Annotated in this window: 17 protein-coding genes and 2 riboswitches; of the genes, 8 read left to right on the top strand and 9 right to left on the bottom strand. The window is 62.0% G+C overall.

Features of this window, described 5'->3' with window-relative positions:
- Nucleotides 1-51 precede the first annotated feature (51 nt).
- From KBX18_RS02170 to tenA, 5 genes are all read left to right on the top strand, one after another.
- A complete protein-coding gene (locus KBX18_RS02170; RefSeq protein WP_005287651.1) occupies nt 52-1,173 on the top strand; it encodes a YPDG domain-containing protein in 1,122 nt (373 codons plus the stop codon).
- 76 nt (nt 1,174-1,249) lie between these two features.
- Nucleotides 1,250-1,693 (top strand): hypothetical protein, encoded by a 444-nt coding sequence (locus KBX18_RS02165; protein ID WP_005287654.1) that lies wholly within the window; start codon nt 1,250-1,252, stop codon nt 1,691-1,693.
- A gap of 2 nt (nt 1,694-1,695) precedes the next feature.
- Nucleotides 1,696-2,022, top strand: coding sequence for a hypothetical protein (locus KBX18_RS02160; RefSeq protein ID WP_005287657.1), 327 nt, complete (start codon nt 1,696-1,698; stop codon nt 2,020-2,022).
- A 197-nt stretch (nt 2,023-2,219) separates the two neighbouring features.
- A riboswitch (TPP riboswitch) is annotated at nt 2,220-2,318 on the top strand.
- Nucleotides 2,309-2,977 carry a TenA family protein gene (locus KBX18_RS02155; protein WP_255994647.1) on the top strand — a complete coding sequence of 223 codons (669 nt, stop codon included), beginning with the start codon at nt 2,309-2,311 and terminating at the stop codon, nt 2,975-2,977. (Overlaps the previous riboswitch by 10 nt.)
- A gap of 8 nt (nt 2,978-2,985) precedes the next feature.
- Nucleotides 2,986-3,681 carry a thiaminase II gene (gene tenA, locus KBX18_RS02150; protein WP_255994646.1) on the top strand — a complete coding sequence of 232 codons (696 nt, stop codon included), beginning with the start codon at nt 2,986-2,988 and terminating at the stop codon, nt 3,679-3,681.
- Here tenA and KBX18_RS02145 read toward each other — a convergent pair.
- The 9 genes from KBX18_RS02145 to dnaA form a co-directional block, all read right to left on the bottom strand.
- Nucleotides 3,678-4,421: an ABC transporter ATP-binding protein gene (locus KBX18_RS02145; protein WP_005287667.1), complete on the bottom strand. Its 744-nt coding sequence runs from the start codon at nt 4,419-4,421 to the stop codon at nt 3,678-3,680. The genes tenA and KBX18_RS02145 overlap by 4 nt on opposite strands.
- Nucleotides 4,414-5,187: an ABC transporter permease gene (locus KBX18_RS02140; RefSeq protein ID WP_005287669.1), complete on the bottom strand. Its 774-nt coding sequence runs from the start codon at nt 5,185-5,187 to the stop codon at nt 4,414-4,416. Before KBX18_RS02140 ends, KBX18_RS02145 begins: the two co-directional genes overlap by 8 nt.
- The gene (locus KBX18_RS02135; RefSeq protein WP_005287672.1) at nt 5,168-6,208 is read right to left on the bottom strand and encodes an ABC transporter substrate-binding protein; all 1,041 of its coding nucleotides are present in this window, start codon (nt 6,206-6,208) and stop codon (nt 5,168-5,170) included. The genes KBX18_RS02140 and KBX18_RS02135 overlap by 20 nt, the downstream gene beginning before the upstream one ends.
- 62 nt (nt 6,209-6,270) lie before the next feature.
- A riboswitch (TPP riboswitch) is annotated at nt 6,271-6,364 on the bottom strand.
- 392 nt (nt 6,365-6,756) lie between these two features.
- Nucleotides 6,757-7,635, bottom strand: a complete 879-nt coding sequence (locus tag KBX18_RS02130; protein WP_255994645.1) for an alpha/beta fold hydrolase — start codon at nt 7,633-7,635, stop codon at nt 6,757-6,759.
- A 57-nt stretch (nt 7,636-7,692) separates the two neighbouring features.
- A complete protein-coding gene (gyrB, locus tag KBX18_RS02125; protein ID WP_255994644.1) occupies nt 7,693-9,753 on the bottom strand; it encodes a DNA topoisomerase (ATP-hydrolyzing) subunit B in 2,061 nt (686 codons plus the stop codon).
- A gap of 186 nt (nt 9,754-9,939) precedes the next feature.
- Entirely contained in the window at nt 9,940-10,545 is a 606-nt protein-coding gene (locus KBX18_RS02120; protein WP_255994643.1) for a DciA family protein, read from the bottom strand.
- The gene (gene recF / locus KBX18_RS02115; RefSeq protein ID WP_255994642.1) at nt 10,542-11,720 is read right to left on the bottom strand and encodes a DNA replication/repair protein RecF; all 1,179 of its coding nucleotides are present in this window, start codon (nt 11,718-11,720) and stop codon (nt 10,542-10,544) included. Before recF ends, KBX18_RS02120 begins: the two co-directional genes overlap by 4 nt.
- A 16-nt stretch (nt 11,721-11,736) precedes the next feature.
- A complete protein-coding gene (gene dnaN, locus KBX18_RS02110; protein ID WP_255994641.1) occupies nt 11,737-12,936 on the bottom strand; it encodes a DNA polymerase III subunit beta in 1,200 nt (399 codons plus the stop codon).
- Nucleotides 12,937-13,512: 576 nt separating this feature from the next.
- Nucleotides 13,513-15,114 (bottom strand): chromosomal replication initiator protein DnaA, encoded by a 1,602-nt coding sequence (gene dnaA / locus KBX18_RS02105; RefSeq protein ID WP_255994640.1) that lies wholly within the window; start codon nt 15,112-15,114, stop codon nt 13,513-13,515.
- A gap of 750 nt (nt 15,115-15,864) precedes the next feature.
- Between dnaA and rpmH the strand changes: the two genes are divergently transcribed.
- Genes rpmH through yidD form a run of 3 tightly spaced genes read left to right on the top strand, consistent with a single transcriptional unit; the run spans nt 15,865 to nt 16,640 of the window.
- Nucleotides 15,865-16,002, top strand: coding sequence for a 50S ribosomal protein L34 (rpmH, locus tag KBX18_RS02100; protein WP_005287695.1), 138 nt, complete (start codon nt 15,865-15,867; stop codon nt 16,000-16,002).
- 3 nt (nt 16,003-16,005) lie between these two features.
- Complete coding sequence (gene rnpA, locus KBX18_RS02095) at nt 16,006-16,374, top strand: ribonuclease P protein component (protein WP_255994639.1); 369 nt, start codon at nt 16,006-16,008, stop codon at nt 16,372-16,374.
- Nucleotides 16,371-16,640: a membrane protein insertion efficiency factor YidD gene (gene yidD, locus KBX18_RS02090; protein WP_156774791.1), complete on the top strand. Its 270-nt coding sequence runs from the start codon at nt 16,371-16,373 to the stop codon at nt 16,638-16,640. The genes rnpA and yidD overlap by 4 nt, the downstream gene beginning before the upstream one ends.
- Nucleotide 16,641: the final 1 nt, after the last annotated feature.

Here is a 16,641-nt window from a genome sequence, read left to right as displayed (position 1 = left end):
TCTGGCAGTCAATTTTAAGTATAAGAATCAGACTGCCTGGAGACCACAACCATGAAGATCACAATGCGGGCCATCGCGCTGGTTAGCGCTACCGCGCTCGTCGGTGCAGGCATTAGCGCACCCACCGCCCCGATTGCCACCGCCCAGACCACTGCGGGAAAAGCACCCGTTGGAGGCCTGACCTGGCCCGATGCCGAGACAGGCTTCGGCGGCGAAGTGCGCATTGTCCCGCAGGGCACCCCCGAGGGTGATTACCAGTTCTCCGTGCAGCCTGAGTATGCAGGCTTTAAATTTTCCGTTGACTCGGCAGGTGTCGTCACCGTTAAGGCACCGGTGAACAAGGAGAACAATTCCCAGAAGCGGATCGAGTTCCCCGTGACCGTGAAAACGCGCGCAGGCCGCCACGTTGGGTTTTACCAAGCCACGGTCACTGCGCAGCAAAAGCTGAACGAGCACAAAGCGGTGTGGGAATCGGTGACCATGCGCGGCAATGAGACAGCCACCGCCCGCCAGACCGCGTCCCTGCCTGCAGGCACGAGTTTCAAGATCCGCCACGACCTGAACCCGCAGCTTCGCAACACCGTGGAAGCGACTATAAATCACAAGGGCGACGTGACCGTTAAGCCGAAGGGCAATCTTCTGCCGGGTCGGTTCACCGTAGCCGTCGAAGTCTGGTTCCCGAACGGCAATACCCAGCTGGAGACGCTGTACTTCACCATCTCCGAGCAGGGACAGTGGCAGCGAGACAACGCCACGATCACGTACCCGACCGTGACAATCCCGGCCAACAAGGCTGGTAGCGCTGCTCCAACCAAGAAGAACGTTCCTGCCGGCACCACCTTCGCATTGGGGGAGGTCCCTAGCGGCTGGACTGCCTCGGTGGATCGCAGCACTGGCGTGGTGACCGCCAAGGCTCCCGCCAACTCCGGCCGGGGCGCAAGGGTGAAATTTTCGGTGATGGCCACTTTCCCTGATAATTCGAAGAAGGCGTCCCAGATCAGGTTCACCGTCGGTGAGTCCAGCCGGACTACCCCGAATCAGACCGGCCCAACCCTTGGCAACGGCTCATCGGGTGCCGGAATCCTGCTCGGTGCCTTGGCGCTGCTGGGTGCCGCCGGCGCGGCCATCTTCGCGTTCATGCAGAACAACGGCGGATTCCGCCTGCCGTTCTAAACTCACGCACGCCAGCAAGACCCCACCTCGACCCTTGCTGTGCGCGAGCTGTGCAGTTCTGCATACGATAGCTGGCATGAGTGACTTGAAAGCAATTCTCAACGACCCCACCCGCGACGCTGTCGTGGGCGACCTGACCAATCTGGCCAACGAAACTGTGTCCAACCAGTCCGGTGTGACTGGCATGGCAATCAAGGGAGCGGTTGGCGCTGCCACGCGTGTCGACGACGACGCCCTCCGCAAAGGCATCAACCAGCTCCTGCCCAACATCGTCGAGGAGCTGACTCCGCACTGGGACAAGTACCAGTCCGGCGGTGACAAGGACTCGTTCGGCGCCTACCTCGCCGCCAATGAGGACGAGGTCACCGATTCGGTGCTGAAAATCGGCGATTCGTTCGCGGATCGGGCGCCGGCGGCTGTGGGGAAGGTGTATTCGTCGCTACGCGGCAAGGTGGGCAAGATCGTGGCCCCGGTTTTGCCTGAGTTCGGCGACATCGTTGAACGCCACGCCAAGAGCTAACTATGAAGAAGCTCACCACTGCTTTCGCTGCGGCTGCGTTGTCGGCGTCGCTGCTCTCGGTTCCGGCTGCTCAGGCGGCTGATTCCAGTGGCAGCGGATCGGCGCTGCAGGCGTTCAGCTCAGCATCCTCGCAAAAGGACAACGCCGACAAGATCCCGGATGGCTGGGAAACGCCGAAAGAACCACCGCTCGGCAGCGCGTACACCGGCTTCGCGCCGATCTCGGTCGGGCTGGGTTTCGCGGCACTGGCTGTCCTTGCCGGGGCCATTCTCAAGCTGCCGCAGGTGCAGCAGGCTATCCAGGATTTCACCAAAAACCTGCAGTTTTAGGCCGCTGAGAAACTTTTCAACGCGGAAAGTGGCGCCCCTCCCCCACTGATGTTAAAGTTGTGAACCGTTGTGGTTGCAGTGACTGATGTGATTACGAGGCGCTGTGGCGGAAGGACTGCAACTTGAACCTGTACCGACTCCCCGCGGAGGCCGTGAAAACGGCGCCGCGGGGAGTCCGCGTTTCCGGTAGCGTGGACTCATACGACACGGGGTGCCGGGCAACTAGTCCGGCTGAGATCACACCCGCTGAACCTGATCGAATTCGAATTCGCGGAGGAATGTCCTTATGACTGATGCACGATTTACCGACGAGCTGCGCAACACCCACCGAGAAACGTGGGATGCAGCAGTCAATCACCGCTTTGTGCAGGAGCTTTTCGACGGCACCATTGACCCCGGCGTCATGGCCTCCTACTTGGTCCAGGACTACCGGTTCGTGGACAGCTTCCTGCAGTTGCTCGGCGCGGCTATGTCCACTGCGGACGATCTGGCGCCGCGCCTGCGCTTGGCCCAGTTCATCGGCGAGGTCGCAGGCGATGAGAACACCTACTTCCTGCGCTCTTTCGACGAGCTGGGCGTGAGCGAGCAGCAGCGCAAGGAGATCCCGGACTCGGACGCCACGGCAGGCTTCACCGGCCTGATGCGTGAGGCGGCGGAGACGCGCTCCTACGCGGCGGCGCTCGGTGTGCTGGTCGTCGCCGAGTGGCTCTACCTCGACTGGGCCGTCAAGGCCCCGGAGGATCGCCCGGAGAGCTTCGTCCACAACGAGTGGATTGAGCTGCACGACTACCCCGAATTCCACACCCTGGTGGAGTTCCTGCGTAGCGAGGTCGACCGCCTCGGCGAGAAGGACGAGGAGACCCGCCAGGTTCTCAGCGACTTCTTCGGCCGCGCGGTGGCACTTGAGCTCGACTTCTTCGACGCCGCCTACGCCGAGCCGATCAACACTAACTAGGAGCAACCATGACCACGCTGTATGAAGAACTGAAGTCCCGCGCGCCGGAGTGGGAGGAATACACGAAGCACGAGTTCGTGGAAAAGCTTGGCGACGGCACACTGCCCCTCGAAGCTTTCCAAGACTACCTCGTGCAGGATTACCTCTTCCTCGTGCACTTCGCCCGGGCGCATGCCCTGGCCGCGTTCAAGAGCCGTCGTCTGTCGGAGATTGAAGCCGTGAGCACCGCGATGTCCGGCATTATCGACGAGACGAAGCTGCACCGGAAGCTCACCGCCGAGTGGGGCATTTCCGAAGACGAGCTCGACCGCGCCCCGGAGAAGATGGGCACCGTGGCTTACACCCGCTACGTGATCGACACGGGTCTGGCCGGTGACGTGCTGGAGCTGCAGATTGCGTTGGCTCCGTGCCAGATCGGGTACGCCGAGATCGGCACATACCTTGCCCCGCGCCTGGAGGGCCGCAAGGATCACCCGTACAGCGACTGGATCACCACCTACGCCGCCGAGGACTTCCAAGGCATGGGCCAGGCATCCATCGAGACGCTGGACCGGCTTGCCGAGATGCCCGCCGAGGACCTCGTGGGGACACCGCGGTTTGAGCGCCTGCTGGACATCTTCCGCACCGCATCGCGCCTCGAGCGCGACTTTTGGCAGCAGGCGCTCGATTCCGTGGGGTCAGCCCACGGAATCAAAGAAAGTTAAAGCAGCGACAGGATCTGCCGTTCGTATTCACCGAACTCCGGGGATGCGAGCACATCGATCCCGCGGGGGCGAGGCAAGTCGATCTCCACGATCTCGCGCACCGTGGCCGGCCGCGGGCTGAACACGACCACGCGGTCAGACAGCATGACGGCCTCGCGCACGTCGTGGGTGATCAGCAGCGCCGTCCACGAGTTGTCGGCCCACACCTGCTGCATCCACGTTTGGAGTTCTTGACGGGTGAGGTAGTCGAGGGCGCCGAACGGCTCATCAAGAAGCAGGGTGCTGCGCTCCTGCACCACCGTGCGCAGCAGCGCGGCACGTTGGCGCATGCCGCCGGACAACTCGAAGGGCAACGAGTCCTCGAAACCGTCCAGGCCGAAGCGGGGGAACCATGCGCGGGCCCGGGCGCGCGCTTCCTTCCGCGGCACGCCTTGGACTTCCAACCCGAGTGCCGCGTTCGCCAAGATGCTGCGCCATGGGAAGAGCAAGTCCTTTTGGGGCATGTAGGCGGTGAGGTCGCGGCGGCCGGCGGCGGGGGTGCCGTCGAAAAGCACTGTGCCTGCGCCGGGCGCGTCGAGGCCTGCGATGATGTTGAACAGCGTTGATTTGCCCGCGCCCGATGGCCCGACGAGGGAGACGAACTCCCCCGGCGCGACGTCGAAGGAGACACCGTCAAGCACGTGCAACGCCCCGAATGTGCGGCTGACGGACTGGAGTGAGAGGCGGGGTGTTTCAGCCACGGCGCGCCCTCCTTTCGGCCGCGTGCCACGGAATGACGGCACGCTCAATGAGGTACGTGGAAAGGTACAGCGCGATGCTGAGCACCGCCGTCACGGCCACCGCCGCGAGCACGAGGTCCGTCCGGAACGCGTTCTTCTGCACGCTCATGTAAATGCCCAAGCCCTGGCGCGCACCAACGTACTCAGCGAAAATCGCGCCCGTCACGGCGTAGGTGATGCCAATGCGTAAGGACGTGAAGAACGACGGGAGAGCCGACGGCAACCTCACCAAACTGAATTCCTGCCAGCGGCTGGCCCCCATGGAACGCAACAGGTTCGACGCTTCGCGGTCAGTGCGGTCAAAACCCTCGATCAGCCCGATGGCCACCGGGAAGAACGTGACCAGAGCGACCACGAGCATCTTCGGCAGCATGCCGAAGCCGAACCAAATGATCATCAGCGGAGCGATGGCGATCACGGGGATCGTCTGCGAGGCCACCAGCAGCGGGATGAGGCCGCGCTTGAGTGTGGGCGAGAAGTCCACCGCGATGGCAATGAACCACGCGCACACCATAGACAGCGCGAAGCCAGCGAGCGTGACGCCCAGCGTGGACGCGGCGTGGCCGGCAATGACCTCGCGCTGCTCCCACCCGGCGGTGACCACCCGGCTGGGCGCCGGGAGGATCTGCGGGCGGACCCCGGTCAGGCGCACGGCAGCCTCCCACACCGCAATGAGGGCGGTGAGGAAGACGACCGGCGTGACGACGCTAATCCGCGAGGTATTCATTGGTGAAGTAGGTCGACCAGTCCGGGTCCTCGGTCAGCGGCTTGTTGTTGGCATCCACAAGCAGGCCCTGCTCCCCCAGGAACGTGCCCAGCTCAGCCCAGTGCTCCTCGGTTTGGCGGCCGAACTTGCCGCCCTCATCGAGCATGTACTTCTCGGCGAGCATGCGCTGGCTGCGCTTGAGGAAGTCCACGTCCGTCAGCAGGTCCGAGTTCTCCTCGTGCAGGATCTGGGCTGCAGCATCCGGGTCATCGACCGAGTCTTGGTAGCCGCGCTGGAGTGCCTGGACGAACTTCTTCGCCTGCTCCGGGTTCTTCTCCAGCCAGGTGCCGTTGCCCAGGATGATCACGTTGTAGCAGTCCGGGAAGCCGTAGTCGGTGTAGGCGAAGTTCTTCAGCTCGACGCCGCGATCTGCGGCCTCAATGCCCTCCCAGGCGACGAAGGGGACGGTAAAGTCCACGTCGCCGTTGTACAGCGCCTCATACGCGCTGGTGCCCAGGGTGACGGTCTCGATGTCGCCCTTGCCGCCGGCGGCCTGGATGACGCCGCGCATGGTGGCTTCCTCCGACGGGTTAGCGAAGCCGCCGTAGGTCAGGCCGTCCAGGTCAGCCGGGCTCTTGATCTCGTCGCGGTCCGCCAAAACGGAGACCTCAGTGGACCAGGTCTGCTGGACCGCGAGGACCGAGCGCACGTCTGCCCCAGCAGCCATAGTGATCGTAGCGGTGTCCTGGAAGCTCACGCCGAACTCCGCCTGCCCGGCATCGACCATGAGATCCGGGTTGGAGTCGTTGTACGGCAGAACCTCCACATCCAAACCGGCGTCTTTGAAGTAGCCCTTGTTGATGGCCACGTACAGGCCAGTGTGGTTCGTGTTCGGCGTCCAGTCCAGCGCGATGCGGATCTTGTCGCCGCCAGCGCCGCCGGCACCACCGCCTGCCTGGTCTGCACTGTCCGCGCATGCGGTGAGCATGAACACTCCCGCCAACGCAGCCATGAACACTGCGAGCTTTTTGGAGATCTTCATTGTCCTCGGGCGTTTCTTTCCTCCTGGCGAAAGGCCCACGGGTGCACGCGCACTGGTGCGCAGGAGCGTCCCCGTGACATTCCCTCCGCCAGTCCAAACTGGATCAGGTTCAACGGGTCTTATCTCAGCCCCCAGAGGGCACCCCGTGTCACGTGTCTCTTTTTATACCAGCCGGGAGTGACCGCCGAGGGAGAATCGTTGAAAACATCCCCAGGGAAGGCGAAAGGCGGCCACCGAAAAGGGTGACCGCCTTAGCGTTATCTTCGGTTACTCGGAGCCGGGCGCTGCTGGCTCAGCCTCCGGCGCAGGGACCGTGCCCGCGCTGGAACCGGAGCTGCCCCGGTCGGAAGAACCTGAGGAACCGGAGGATCCAGACGATACTTTTGCACAATCGGTACGTAACTACTAGCTCGGTTTACGTGTATAAACAGGTGACGCTACGGAACCGGGTGAAGCTTAGAACGGGCTTAAGCATTCACCAGTTTTTCGGCTAAAACCTCAGGCGGTATCGGGACGGTAACTGCCTTCAGCGACGGGGTTTCGTGGGACTAGATTTGCTGCGCGACGAACTCCTCGAAACGGTCCGCCACGATTCTCGGCTCACGAGCCCAGCGGTTGTGGCCCAGTCGGCCGGGAAGCTCCTCGGCCTTACGTGGTGCTTTCTCTAGGTGCTCGAGAAGGTACTCGCAGGATTCAAGGGTGCACTCGGAATCGTTCGCAAACCGGGTCAGCAGCACCGGGACGCGGACGTTCTTGATTTCCTCGGCGTAGTTGATGTCCTGACCCTGAAGATCCGCGATAGTGTTCATGCGGCTAAAGCGCGACCACTCGTACACATGCCGACCCGACTGGCGACCATAGCCGGCGATGTCTAATGCGCCGCCCGGCCACACGCCGCGCAGCTTGGCCACCTGGCCCATCATCTGCCCGCCAAGCAGAGCGCGCACGTGGTCCTTCCCGGTGAAACCGCGGTGGTAGGGGCTGCCGGAACCGACTCCCATCAGACCCTGGACGTTGAGCTCTTTAGCCTCCGGCCGTGCCAGGAACATCGAGCCCACCTGGCCGCCCATGGAGTGTGTCAGCAGATAAGTGGGATGGTTGGGCTGAAGCGAGAGCTCCTTCTTCGCCGCCTTGATGCCCTCCGGGTAATCCTCCGATGCCAAGTTGTGGTAGCCCCACTGGTTATCCGGCATCGCTTTCGTGGTGTTCGTGCCCTGGCCGCGCAACTCACCGATAGCCACGTAGTACCCGCGCGACGCCAGTTCCTTCGCCAACGGACGGTAATACCGCGCACCCATGCCGAACCCGGGCCACATCATCACCAGCGGCGCGCCGGCGCGCGGCTCTTTCGGCTCGAAACAATAAACCGTGCTCACAGAGTGATCCGGCAGGTACGACAAGGTGTAATGCTCATCCACGGACGTCATGCAGGCTATTGTGCCAGCACTGGCGGGGAGAGCGCCCAAGTTTGAGGGGAAAACCTCCTAAACGTCGAGAAAGCGCACGTCCTTCGCCTTGCGGGTAATGAAGGACCGGCGGGCAGCGACATCATCGCCCATGAGGATAGAGAAGAGTTCGTCGGCGCGCTGGGCATCCTCAAGCTCGACGCGGCGCAAGATGCGGTTCTCCGGATCGAGGGTGGTCTCCCACAGCTCGCCCGGGTTCATCTCGCCGAGACCCTTGTAGCGCTGAATACCGTCGTCGGTGTTGATCTTGCGGCCCTCGTTGAGGCCCTCTTCCAGCTCAGCGTCGCGCTCCGCATCGGAGTAGGCGTAACCCGGCTCGCCCTTATGCCACTTCAGCTTGTACAGCGGCGGGTTGGCCAAAAACACGTGGCCATCGCCGATGAGCTCCGGCATGAGGCGGTAGAGCAGCGTGAGCAGCAACGTCGCAATGTGCTGGCCGTCCACATCGGCGTCGGCCATGAGCACGATCTTGTGGTAGCGCAGCTTGGAGATGTCGAATTCGTCGTTGATGCCCGTGCCCAGCGCCGTGATGATCGCCTGGACCTCATTGTTGCTCAGCACGCGGTCAAGGCGCGCCTTCTCCACATTCAGAATCTTGCCGCGCAGAGGGAGAATGGCCTGGTACATCGAGTCGCGGCCCTGCTTGGCCGAACCGCCCGCGGAGTCGCCCTCCACAATGAACAGCTCCGAGGCCACCGGGTCCTTCGAGCGGCAGTCGGCGAGCTTGCCGGGCAAACCGCCCAGATCGGTTGCGGACTTGCGGCGCACCGACTCACGGGCCTTGCGCGCAGCCTCACGAGCCTGAGAGGAAGACACGGCCTTTTTGATGATGACTTTTGCCTCCGCCGGGTTTGCATCGAACCAGTCGTTGAGGTGCTCGTTCACCGCACGCTGCACAAAGCCCTTGATTTCGGAGTTGCCCAGCTTGGTCTTGGTCTGGCCCTCGAACTGCGGGTCGCCCACGCGCACAGAGATCACGGCGGCCAGGCCCTCGCGACAGTCGTCGCCGGTGAGGTTCGGGTCCTTGTCCTTGATCAGCTTGTGCTCGCGCGCGTACCGGTTCATCAGGGAGGTCAGTGCCGCGCGGAAGCCCTCCTCGTGCGTGCCGCCCTCGTGCGTGTTGATCGTGTTGGCAAAGGTGTGGACAGACTCCTTGAAGCCGCCGTTCCACTGCATCGCAATCTCGAGCTCGTGGTCAGTACCCTTCGCCTCAAAACCGACGATGGTCGGGTGAATCGCCGTCTTCGTGCGGTTGAGGTAGTTCACGTAATCCACCAGCCCGTTCGGGTAGTGGTAGGTGACTTTCTTCTCGCGCTTCTTCTTCGAGGTCGGAGCGACGTCGCCGTCTTCGTGCTTATCGACGACATCCTCATCCGCAAACGAATCCCCCTCCACAACCTGAGCCGTGTCGCCTTCTTCGGCGATCGCCTCAAGCTCGAGCTCTTCATCGGAGACGCGCTCGTCCTTCAGGGTGATGGTCAGACCCTTGTTCAGGAAGGCCATTTCCTGCAGGCGGCGGGAAATGGTGTCGTAGTCGAACTCGACAGTCTCGAAGATCTCCGCGTCCGGCCAAAACCGGATCGACGTTCCAGTGCCGCGGGCGTTATCGCCCTCGACCAGGTCGTCCGGGATCGCGTTGGTGAAGTTCTGGTACCAGTGCTTGCCATCGCGCTTGATGTCCGCTTCAACGCGGGTGGACAGCGCATTCACCACAGAGATACCCACACCGTGGAGACCACCGGAAACAGCATAAGACTCGGAGTCGAATTTGCCGCCGGCGTGCAGTTGGGTCATGACCACCTGGACTGTCGGCGCGCCCGACGGGTGCATTTCCACGGGGATGCCGCGGCCGTTGTCCACGACCTGAACTCCGCCGTCGGCAAGCAGCGTGACCTCGACCTTGTCCGCGTGACCTGCCATTGCCTCATCGACGGAGTTGTCCACGACCTCCCACACGAGGTGGTGTAGGCCGCGACTGCCGGTGGAACCGATGTACATACCGGGACGCTTGCGGACGGCCTCCAGCCCCTCGAGGATGGTGATCGATGACGCGTCGTAGTTCGGTTGTTGCTCAGCCACGTGAACGACTCTCCTTGGAAAAAGCTTGCTTAACCGTGGTTATTTTACATGCTGCTGCAGACATTCCTGGTAGCGGCCGAGCGTGTGGGGCCTGATCCGGGCAGCGTGTGAACGATTCAACCTCCCAGAGGGAATGCGTCGGAGAAACCCCAGGTGGCGAAAAACGGGGCACCGAATCGTTCACACTTATCCATAGGTATCTCTTGGACCGCGGCCCTTGACATGCAGCGGCCCGTAGCGCCAGTTCTTCGTCTTCGGAGGGAACACATGCAGTTTGGTCACCACACCCGGCCCGATCTTCTCTGCGATCTTGGCCAGGACCGTCGACTGCATGTACTTCAGGTTCGTCGCCCACGCCGTTTGGTCGCACGCGACGAAGACTTCGCCGTCTTTGATCATGGTGACCTCGGTGTGCTGCGCGATCTTCGCGCCGACGAGCTCCTCCCAATTGCCCATCACCCAGCCGTGCGCGATGGATTCCGTCCAATCGCGCTGCTCAATCTCCTTTTTTACTAACGACGCGAACCCCGACACCTCATACGACCGCGGCAGCGCGCGACCATCCGCACCGGTGGGCCGGCCGCGAAAACTCCGCGGTTTCCTGGTCTCGTGTGTCAGGTCTAATCCGGGGACGACTGGTGTGGGCCCGTCACCCTTGCCGAGTGAGCGCGTCGGCACCACCTTCTGCGCCTTCGCCAGATTGGGGACCTTTCCGTTGCGGCGCTTAGCCGTAGCGCGCAGGTTCTGGAACGTCGCAGTGACCAAGTCGACTGGTTCCTGGTTGTCGGTCACGACTCCTCCAACCGCGAGATCCCGTCTTCCATCACCACCGAGTAGCGGGCGGCGACATGCTCATCGAGGTTGTCGGGCAGGTCATCGCCGACCGCAGCGGTAATGAGCACTTGCTCCGCTTGCTGTGCGACAGCCACCAACCGTTCACGGCGCTTCGCGTCCAGCTCAGCGAAAACGTCGTCGAGAATGAGCACGGGATCCACGCCGTCTTCCGACAGCAACGCGTACTCAGCCAGGTGCAGTGCGAGGGCGAACGACCAGGTCTCGCCGTGGGAAGCGTATCCCTTCGCCGGTTGGTCGCCGAGCGTGAGCAACAGGTCGTCGCGGTGCGGGCCAACGAGCGTGGTCCCGCGATCGATTTCATCACGGCGCCGGCGAGCGAGCTCGGTGAGAAAGGCAGCCTCCAGGATCGCCGGGTCGTTGGAGGGTTCGCCGGCCAACTCGGTGACGGCCTTGTCCAGTGTGGAGGAGTACTCGATCGCGGCTGGTCGGGATTCGGGTGCGACGGAGGAATAGGAGGTGTGGACGGGGTTGCTGAGGGCGTCGATAAGCACGCGCCTGCCTGCGACGACCTGCGCGCCGAACGCTGCCAACTGCGCATCCCACGCGTCCAGGGTGCTCAGCGCGGCGGCACCGGAATCGTCGTTGTAGCCGCGGCGCAGCGCCATATTCGACGAACGCAGAAGAGCGTTGCGCTGGCGCAGAACTTTGTCGTAGTCGGCTTTCGCCCCGCCGAAGCGCGGGGTGCGGATGCTGGCGAGCGTGTCTAAGAATCGACGGCGTTCCGCGGGCTCACCGTTGACCAGGGCAAGATCCTCCGGCGCGAAGACCACCGTGCGCAGCACGCCGAGCATCTCGCGCGGGGACTTCAGACGGGTCCGGTTGATCTGCGCCTGGTTCTGCTCGCGGGCTTTGATCAGCAGATGGGTGGTCAGTTCGCGGCCGTCGTTGACCGTAGTCGCCGAGATGCGCGCATTGTTGGCGCCGGTGCGGATGAGCGGCTGATCCTGGGACACGCGGTGGCTGGCCAGCGTCGCGGTGTAGATCGCGGCCTCGACGATGTTCGTCTTGCCGTGGCCGTTGCGGCCGGAGAAGACCGTGACCCCAGGCTCGAGCGCCAAGTTCAGCTCAGGCCAGGAACGGAAATCCCGTAGGTCGAGCTCACGGAGATACACGGGTGATGGACCTGGTTTAGCCCGGCAGGCGGACCGGCATGAGCAGGTACGTGAAGTTCGTCGCTGGAGTCTCGAAGGATCCGTCCGGGCCAGCTTCCGGCAGCTCATCCGGCTCCGGGACCATGATCGCCGGGCGGGATGCTTCCGTGAACCCGAAGACGACGCGATCGGTGTGGATGACGTTCAAGCCGTCGCGCAGGTAGCCGGAGTTGAAAGCGATGAGCAGCTCGTCTGCACCGGTGAACGCGCACTGCAGGCTCTCGCTCGCCTCACCGGACTCAGCGCCAGAGGCGAAGAGCGTGACCTCGCCCGGCTGGAAGTGCATCCGCAGCTGCGCATTGCGGTCGGCGACCAGGCTGACGCGGCGGATTGCTTCCATGAGCGGAGCGATCTCGACACTAGCCATCGAGGTGTGGGTCTTCGGCAGCAGCGGCTGAATGTTCGGGAACTCGGCGTCGAGCATGCGCGTGGTCGTCTCACGGTTGCCAGAGTGCAGGCCGAACAGGCCGTCGCCGCCGACGTTCTCGCCCGAGCCGACGGCGATTTCGACCGGCTCTTCCAGGTGAGTGTCCAGGGTGCGCGCGTTATCCAGCAGAGTCTTGGCCGGGATGAGCAGCTTCGCCTCGACGTTCGGTGCCTTCGGCTCCCACTCAAGCGAGCGCAAAGCCAAACGGAAACGGTCGGTGGCAGCCAGCTGCACGCGGTTGCCGGAGACCTCCATGTGGACACCGGTGAGCATCGGCAGCGTGTCATCGCGGCCGGCAGCAGAAGCGACCTGGGTGATGGCATCGACAAACGTAGTGGTGTCCAAGGTTCCAGTGACCTCGGGCAGGACCGGCAGCTGCGGGTAATCGTCGAGCGGCATCAGCGGCAGCTCGAAGCGGGCGGAGCCGCCCTGGAGAAGAAGACGCTGGTTATCGGCAACAGAAACATCGAGCGGCTTCGCCGGCATGTTGGAAACAATGTCGGCCATGAGCTTGCCGGCTACGGCGACGCGACCAGGCTGGTCCACCTCTGCGGCGATGCGCACGCGGGTAGAAACCTCGTAGTCGAAGCCGGCGAATTCCAAACCATTGTCATCCGCTGTGATCACGACAGCGCGCAGCACAGGCTGGGTGTTTTTCGTGGGCAGGTTGCGTGCAACCCATGCCACCGCATCCGAGAGGTCATCTTTGTGGACGCGGAATGACACGTTCACGTCTGCCTGGGTGTCCATGCTTGCCTGCTCCTTGTTGCTGCTGCGTTCGGGCCGCGTTAGGGCCTTGAGTGCCAACTGGTCATTCAGCCTACCGACTGACCTGCCCGCTGCAACAAAAAGGGCACGGGCTTTTGTGATTCGTGAAAGCAGGTCGTGCGGGGCGGCGGCGGGCGTTGTGCACACCCTCTCTTTCTCTTGGTTTAAGTACTAAGAAAAAACCCGGGAAGAACAGTAAGTGTTGTGCAGTCTGTGGATGAACGGGCAAATGCCAAGAATGTCGGCCGAATCGGCGTGTGGGTGACGGGTGTGGAATTCGTGTGGGAAACCCCGATTCCTTGTGGACAAAAGATCGGCCGCTTTTTGTGTGCACAGCGAACCACACGTTTTCCACCGCTTCGCCCCTGATATCCCACACGTTATCCACCGGGGCGTGTGATTCGGTCGAGGCCTGTGAATTGAGCATTGGAGACCAACATCACACGGGCGCCCGGGCTAATTACACCCATGGAATTACACAGCTGTGAATAACTCTGTGGATAAAAGAAAGACCCCAGCTTGCGGGTGCAAACTGGGGTGGAAAACTGTGTGGAAAGTTTATTGTGAGCGGACTCGCGTCTTGATGATCTGCGTGAGCTCCTGGATTTCGTCGTACGTCTCGCGGTTCTCCGTCATTTCTTTCCGGATCTTCCGGTCGGCGTACATCACTGTCGTGTGGTCCTTGCCGCCGAACTCTTGGCCGATCTTCGGTAGTGACAAATCAGTCAGCTCTCGGCACAGATACATAGCTAGCTGGCGGGCATGCGCGACCGTGCGAGTTTTGCCGGCGCCGGTGAGCTTGTCCAAGGACACACGGAAGTACTCCGCGGCTACCTCTTTGATGGTGGTGGCAGTGATCTTGATGTCGCCTTCATCCGGGAGGATGTCACGCAGGGCGATCTGGGCAACGTCGAGCGTGATCGGCTCCTTGATCAGTGAGGAGTACGCCGACACCCTAATCAGCGCACCTTCGAGCTCGCGGATCGACGACTCGAACTTCGACGCGATGAGCTCCAGTACTTCATCGTCGACCTGGGTGCCGTCGGCAGCTGCCTTCTTCATCAGAATGGCAATGCGCGTTTCCAGGTCCGGTGGCTGGACATCTGTAATCAGACCGCCCTCAAAGCGCGTGCGCAAACGGTCTTCCAGCGTGGTCAACTGCTTCGGCGGACGGTCAGACGACAAAATGATCTGCTTGTTCGCTTGGTGCAGCGCATTGAAGGTGTGGAAGAACTCTTCCTGAGTACCTTCCTTACCTTCCAAGAACTGGATGTCATCGACCATGAGGATGTCCAGATCGCGGTACCGGCGCTTGAACGATTCTTGGCGGTCATCGCGGACAGAGTTGATGTAGTCGTTGGTGAACTCTTCCGATGAGACGTATTTAATGCGCAAGTCAGGTTGCAGCACGCGCGAATAGTTTCCGGCGGCGTGCAGCAGGTGCGTCTTGCCCAGGCCGGAACCGCCCCAGATGAACAGCGGGTTGTAGGCACGGGCCGGATTCTCGGCGACGGCGACAGCGGCGCCGTTGGCGAAACGGTTGGAAGAACCGATGACGAAGTTCTCGAAGGTGTACTTCGGGTTCAGCGATGTCTCGCGGTTCGGATCGTGCGCGGGCTTTTCGCGTTGAATGCGCTGCGGCACCTCCACAACCGGGTGTGCAGCCTGTTGGCGCGCCGATTCTTCAATGGCGTGCTGTTCTTGCTGCTGCGCGTGGATGCGCGCCAGCTCGTCCAGGCCCATCGGCAACTGCTCCCCTGCTATCGGAGCTGGGAATTGTCGTGCCTGCTCAGAATAGGTCGGGAACCACGGCGTCGGGTTCGGTGCCGTGTGCTGCACAGGCGGTTCAGGCTCGGGTGCAGGCTCTGGAGCCGCTGCGTCGACGGAGACCGCAATATTGCACGGCCGGTTCAAGTGGTGGGTGAGAATCTCGACAATATAAGGGCCGAGCTGATTTTCCACCACGTTTTTCGCTGCGGAGTGCGGGACGGAGAGGATGCAGTAGCCGTCGACAAGCATGACGGGGCGCACGAGGCGCAGATACGCTCGGTCGCCCGGTGTGAATGTGGGTACGGGTGAGTTGGGTCGCTCTGAAAGGTTGAGAAGTTCGTTGACAACGTCTTGCCACAGCGCGTCGAGCGCCTGCTGATCGAATGCCATGCTCGCCTACTTCTCCCTTAAATATGCCTCAGCCAATGAATGATGATGGATGATTGGACTGCATATCATCCACTGGCCTATTCACATCCCGTTCAGATATGAACATCGCTTCTACCTTGTACTCCACAACGTTATCCACAGGTGTGGGATTTGCCCCAACGGAGCTTTTCCACAAGTTAGGCTCCTCGCTGTGGAATTCACTTTCCTAAGAGAAATATGGTTTGACCTGCCAGAAACATAAGTTACCGCGTTGAACCTTAAGGTTTCCTTGAGATTTATCCACAGGGAGAAGCTTCCTGTTCAATGAAGTTGTGGCGATAGAACTGTTTACCCTCCGTTCAGCCCCGATGTCTACAAATGGCCCAATCGTTTACTTTCTACATCGGGCGATCCGGGGTGCAGCGTTACGTTCGCTTCTCCTCTTCCGCAGTAAGCGTCGGCGTGTCGCCAGCTCCCCTGTGGATAACTACAGCCATGTTATTTCGGGGGTAGCTTGAAGCGGGAAGCGTCACCCCCGCTGAAAACCCCTGTTTGCTGGGAATTAGCTGTGTCTACAGCGATTTGTGTCACCCCGTGCAGCTGCCGTATCCTGTTTAGGTCTGTCGCATCCAGGGCGTTGCCCGACGGATGTGCGTGAGAGGACCACTGCGCTTCCACCACCGGGTTTCATGCGCACGCTCTCACTGAAGTTCCATCTTTGGCCGCTTCTTCCCCGGTGGGCCCGCGGCCGCAACGTCAAGGAGTAAACCCGTGCCTAAGCGGACTTTCCAGCCCAACAACCGTCGTCGTGCACGCAAGCACGGCTTCCGTACCCGCATGAACACCCGCGCCGGCCGCGCCATCGTTTCCGCACGCCGCAAGAAGGGCCGTTCCAAGCTCAGCGCGTAAACCGTGCTCCCGCGCGCCCACAAACTCGCATCATCGGCGGACTTCCGCACGGTCATGCGCAAAGCCGGGCGCGCTGGTACCCGCACCGTGGTGGTGCACTACTACACCCGAACCGATCCTGTCATCACTGGCGGGCCGCGGTTCGGGTTAGTTGTTTCTAAACAAGTGGGCAACGCGGTCACGCGCCATAGCGTTTCGCGGCGTCTGCGCCACGTGCTGGCGGGGTTCATCAGTGAGCTCCCGCGCGAGGTGGACATTGTGGTGCGCGCCCTGCCGCCAGCAGCGGAGGCCACGAGCAAGCAGTTGCTTGATGACGTCTCCTCCGCCCTCCCCCGCGCGCACAAGAAATCTAAGCGGGGGCGCCTGACGTGAGCTACTACAACACCGATGGCGAAGCCATTCCGGCCCCCCGCGGACCTGTGGGTTCCGCACTCGTGGGCGCGGTGCGGCTTTACCAAAAGTGGGTTTCTCCCCTTAAGATGGTTTCGACGTGCCGCTTCGAGCCGACGTGCAGCGCCTACGCCTTAGAGGCGGTGTCGCGGCATGGAGCAGGCAGAGGGAGTTTGCTGGCCGTTGCCCGTGTGTGCAAGTGCGGGCCGTGGCACCCGGGCGGATACGACCCCGTACCGCTGACGTAGT

The organism is Corynebacterium sp. CCUG 69979, assembly GCF_024454095.1.
Taxonomy (GTDB): Bacteria; Actinomycetota; Actinomycetes; order Mycobacteriales; family Mycobacteriaceae; genus Corynebacterium; species Corynebacterium genitalium.
The sequence above is the reverse complement of the archived record's forward strand: the minus strand, read 5'-3'. Positions and strand labels throughout refer to the sequence as shown.

Coding starts and splice junctions, on each gene's coding strand:
- KBX18_RS02140 (WP_005287669.1), bottom strand. CDS start 5,187: ATGAATACCTCGCGGATTAGCGTCGTCACGCCGGTCGTCTTCCTCACC.
- KBX18_RS02170 (WP_005287651.1), top strand. CDS start 52: ATGAAGATCACAATGCGGGCCATCGCGCTGGTTAGCGCTACCGCGCTC.
- KBX18_RS02130 (WP_255994645.1), bottom strand. CDS start 7,635: ATGACGTCCGTGGATGAGCATTACACCTTGTCGTACCTGCCGGATCAC.
- KBX18_RS02165 (WP_005287654.1), top strand. CDS start 1,250: ATGAGTGACTTGAAAGCAATTCTCAACGACCCCACCCGCGACGCTGTC.
- KBX18_RS02155 (WP_255994647.1), top strand. CDS start 2,309: ATGACTGATGCACGATTTACCGACGAGCTGCGCAACACCCACCGAGAA.
- tenA (WP_255994646.1), top strand. CDS start 2,986: ATGACCACGCTGTATGAAGAACTGAAGTCCCGCGCGCCGGAGTGGGAG.
- KBX18_RS02135 (WP_005287672.1), bottom strand. CDS start 6,208: ATGAAGATCTCCAAAAAGCTCGCAGTGTTCATGGCTGCGTTGGCGGGA.
- KBX18_RS02160 (WP_005287657.1), top strand. CDS start 1,696: ATGAAGAAGCTCACCACTGCTTTCGCTGCGGCTGCGTTGTCGGCGTCG.
- dnaA (WP_255994640.1), bottom strand. CDS start 15,114: ATGGCATTCGATCAGCAGGCGCTCGACGCGCTGTGGCAAGACGTTGTC.
- dnaN (WP_255994641.1), bottom strand. CDS start 12,936: ATGGACACCCAGGCAGACGTGAACGTGTCATTCCGCGTCCACAAAGAT.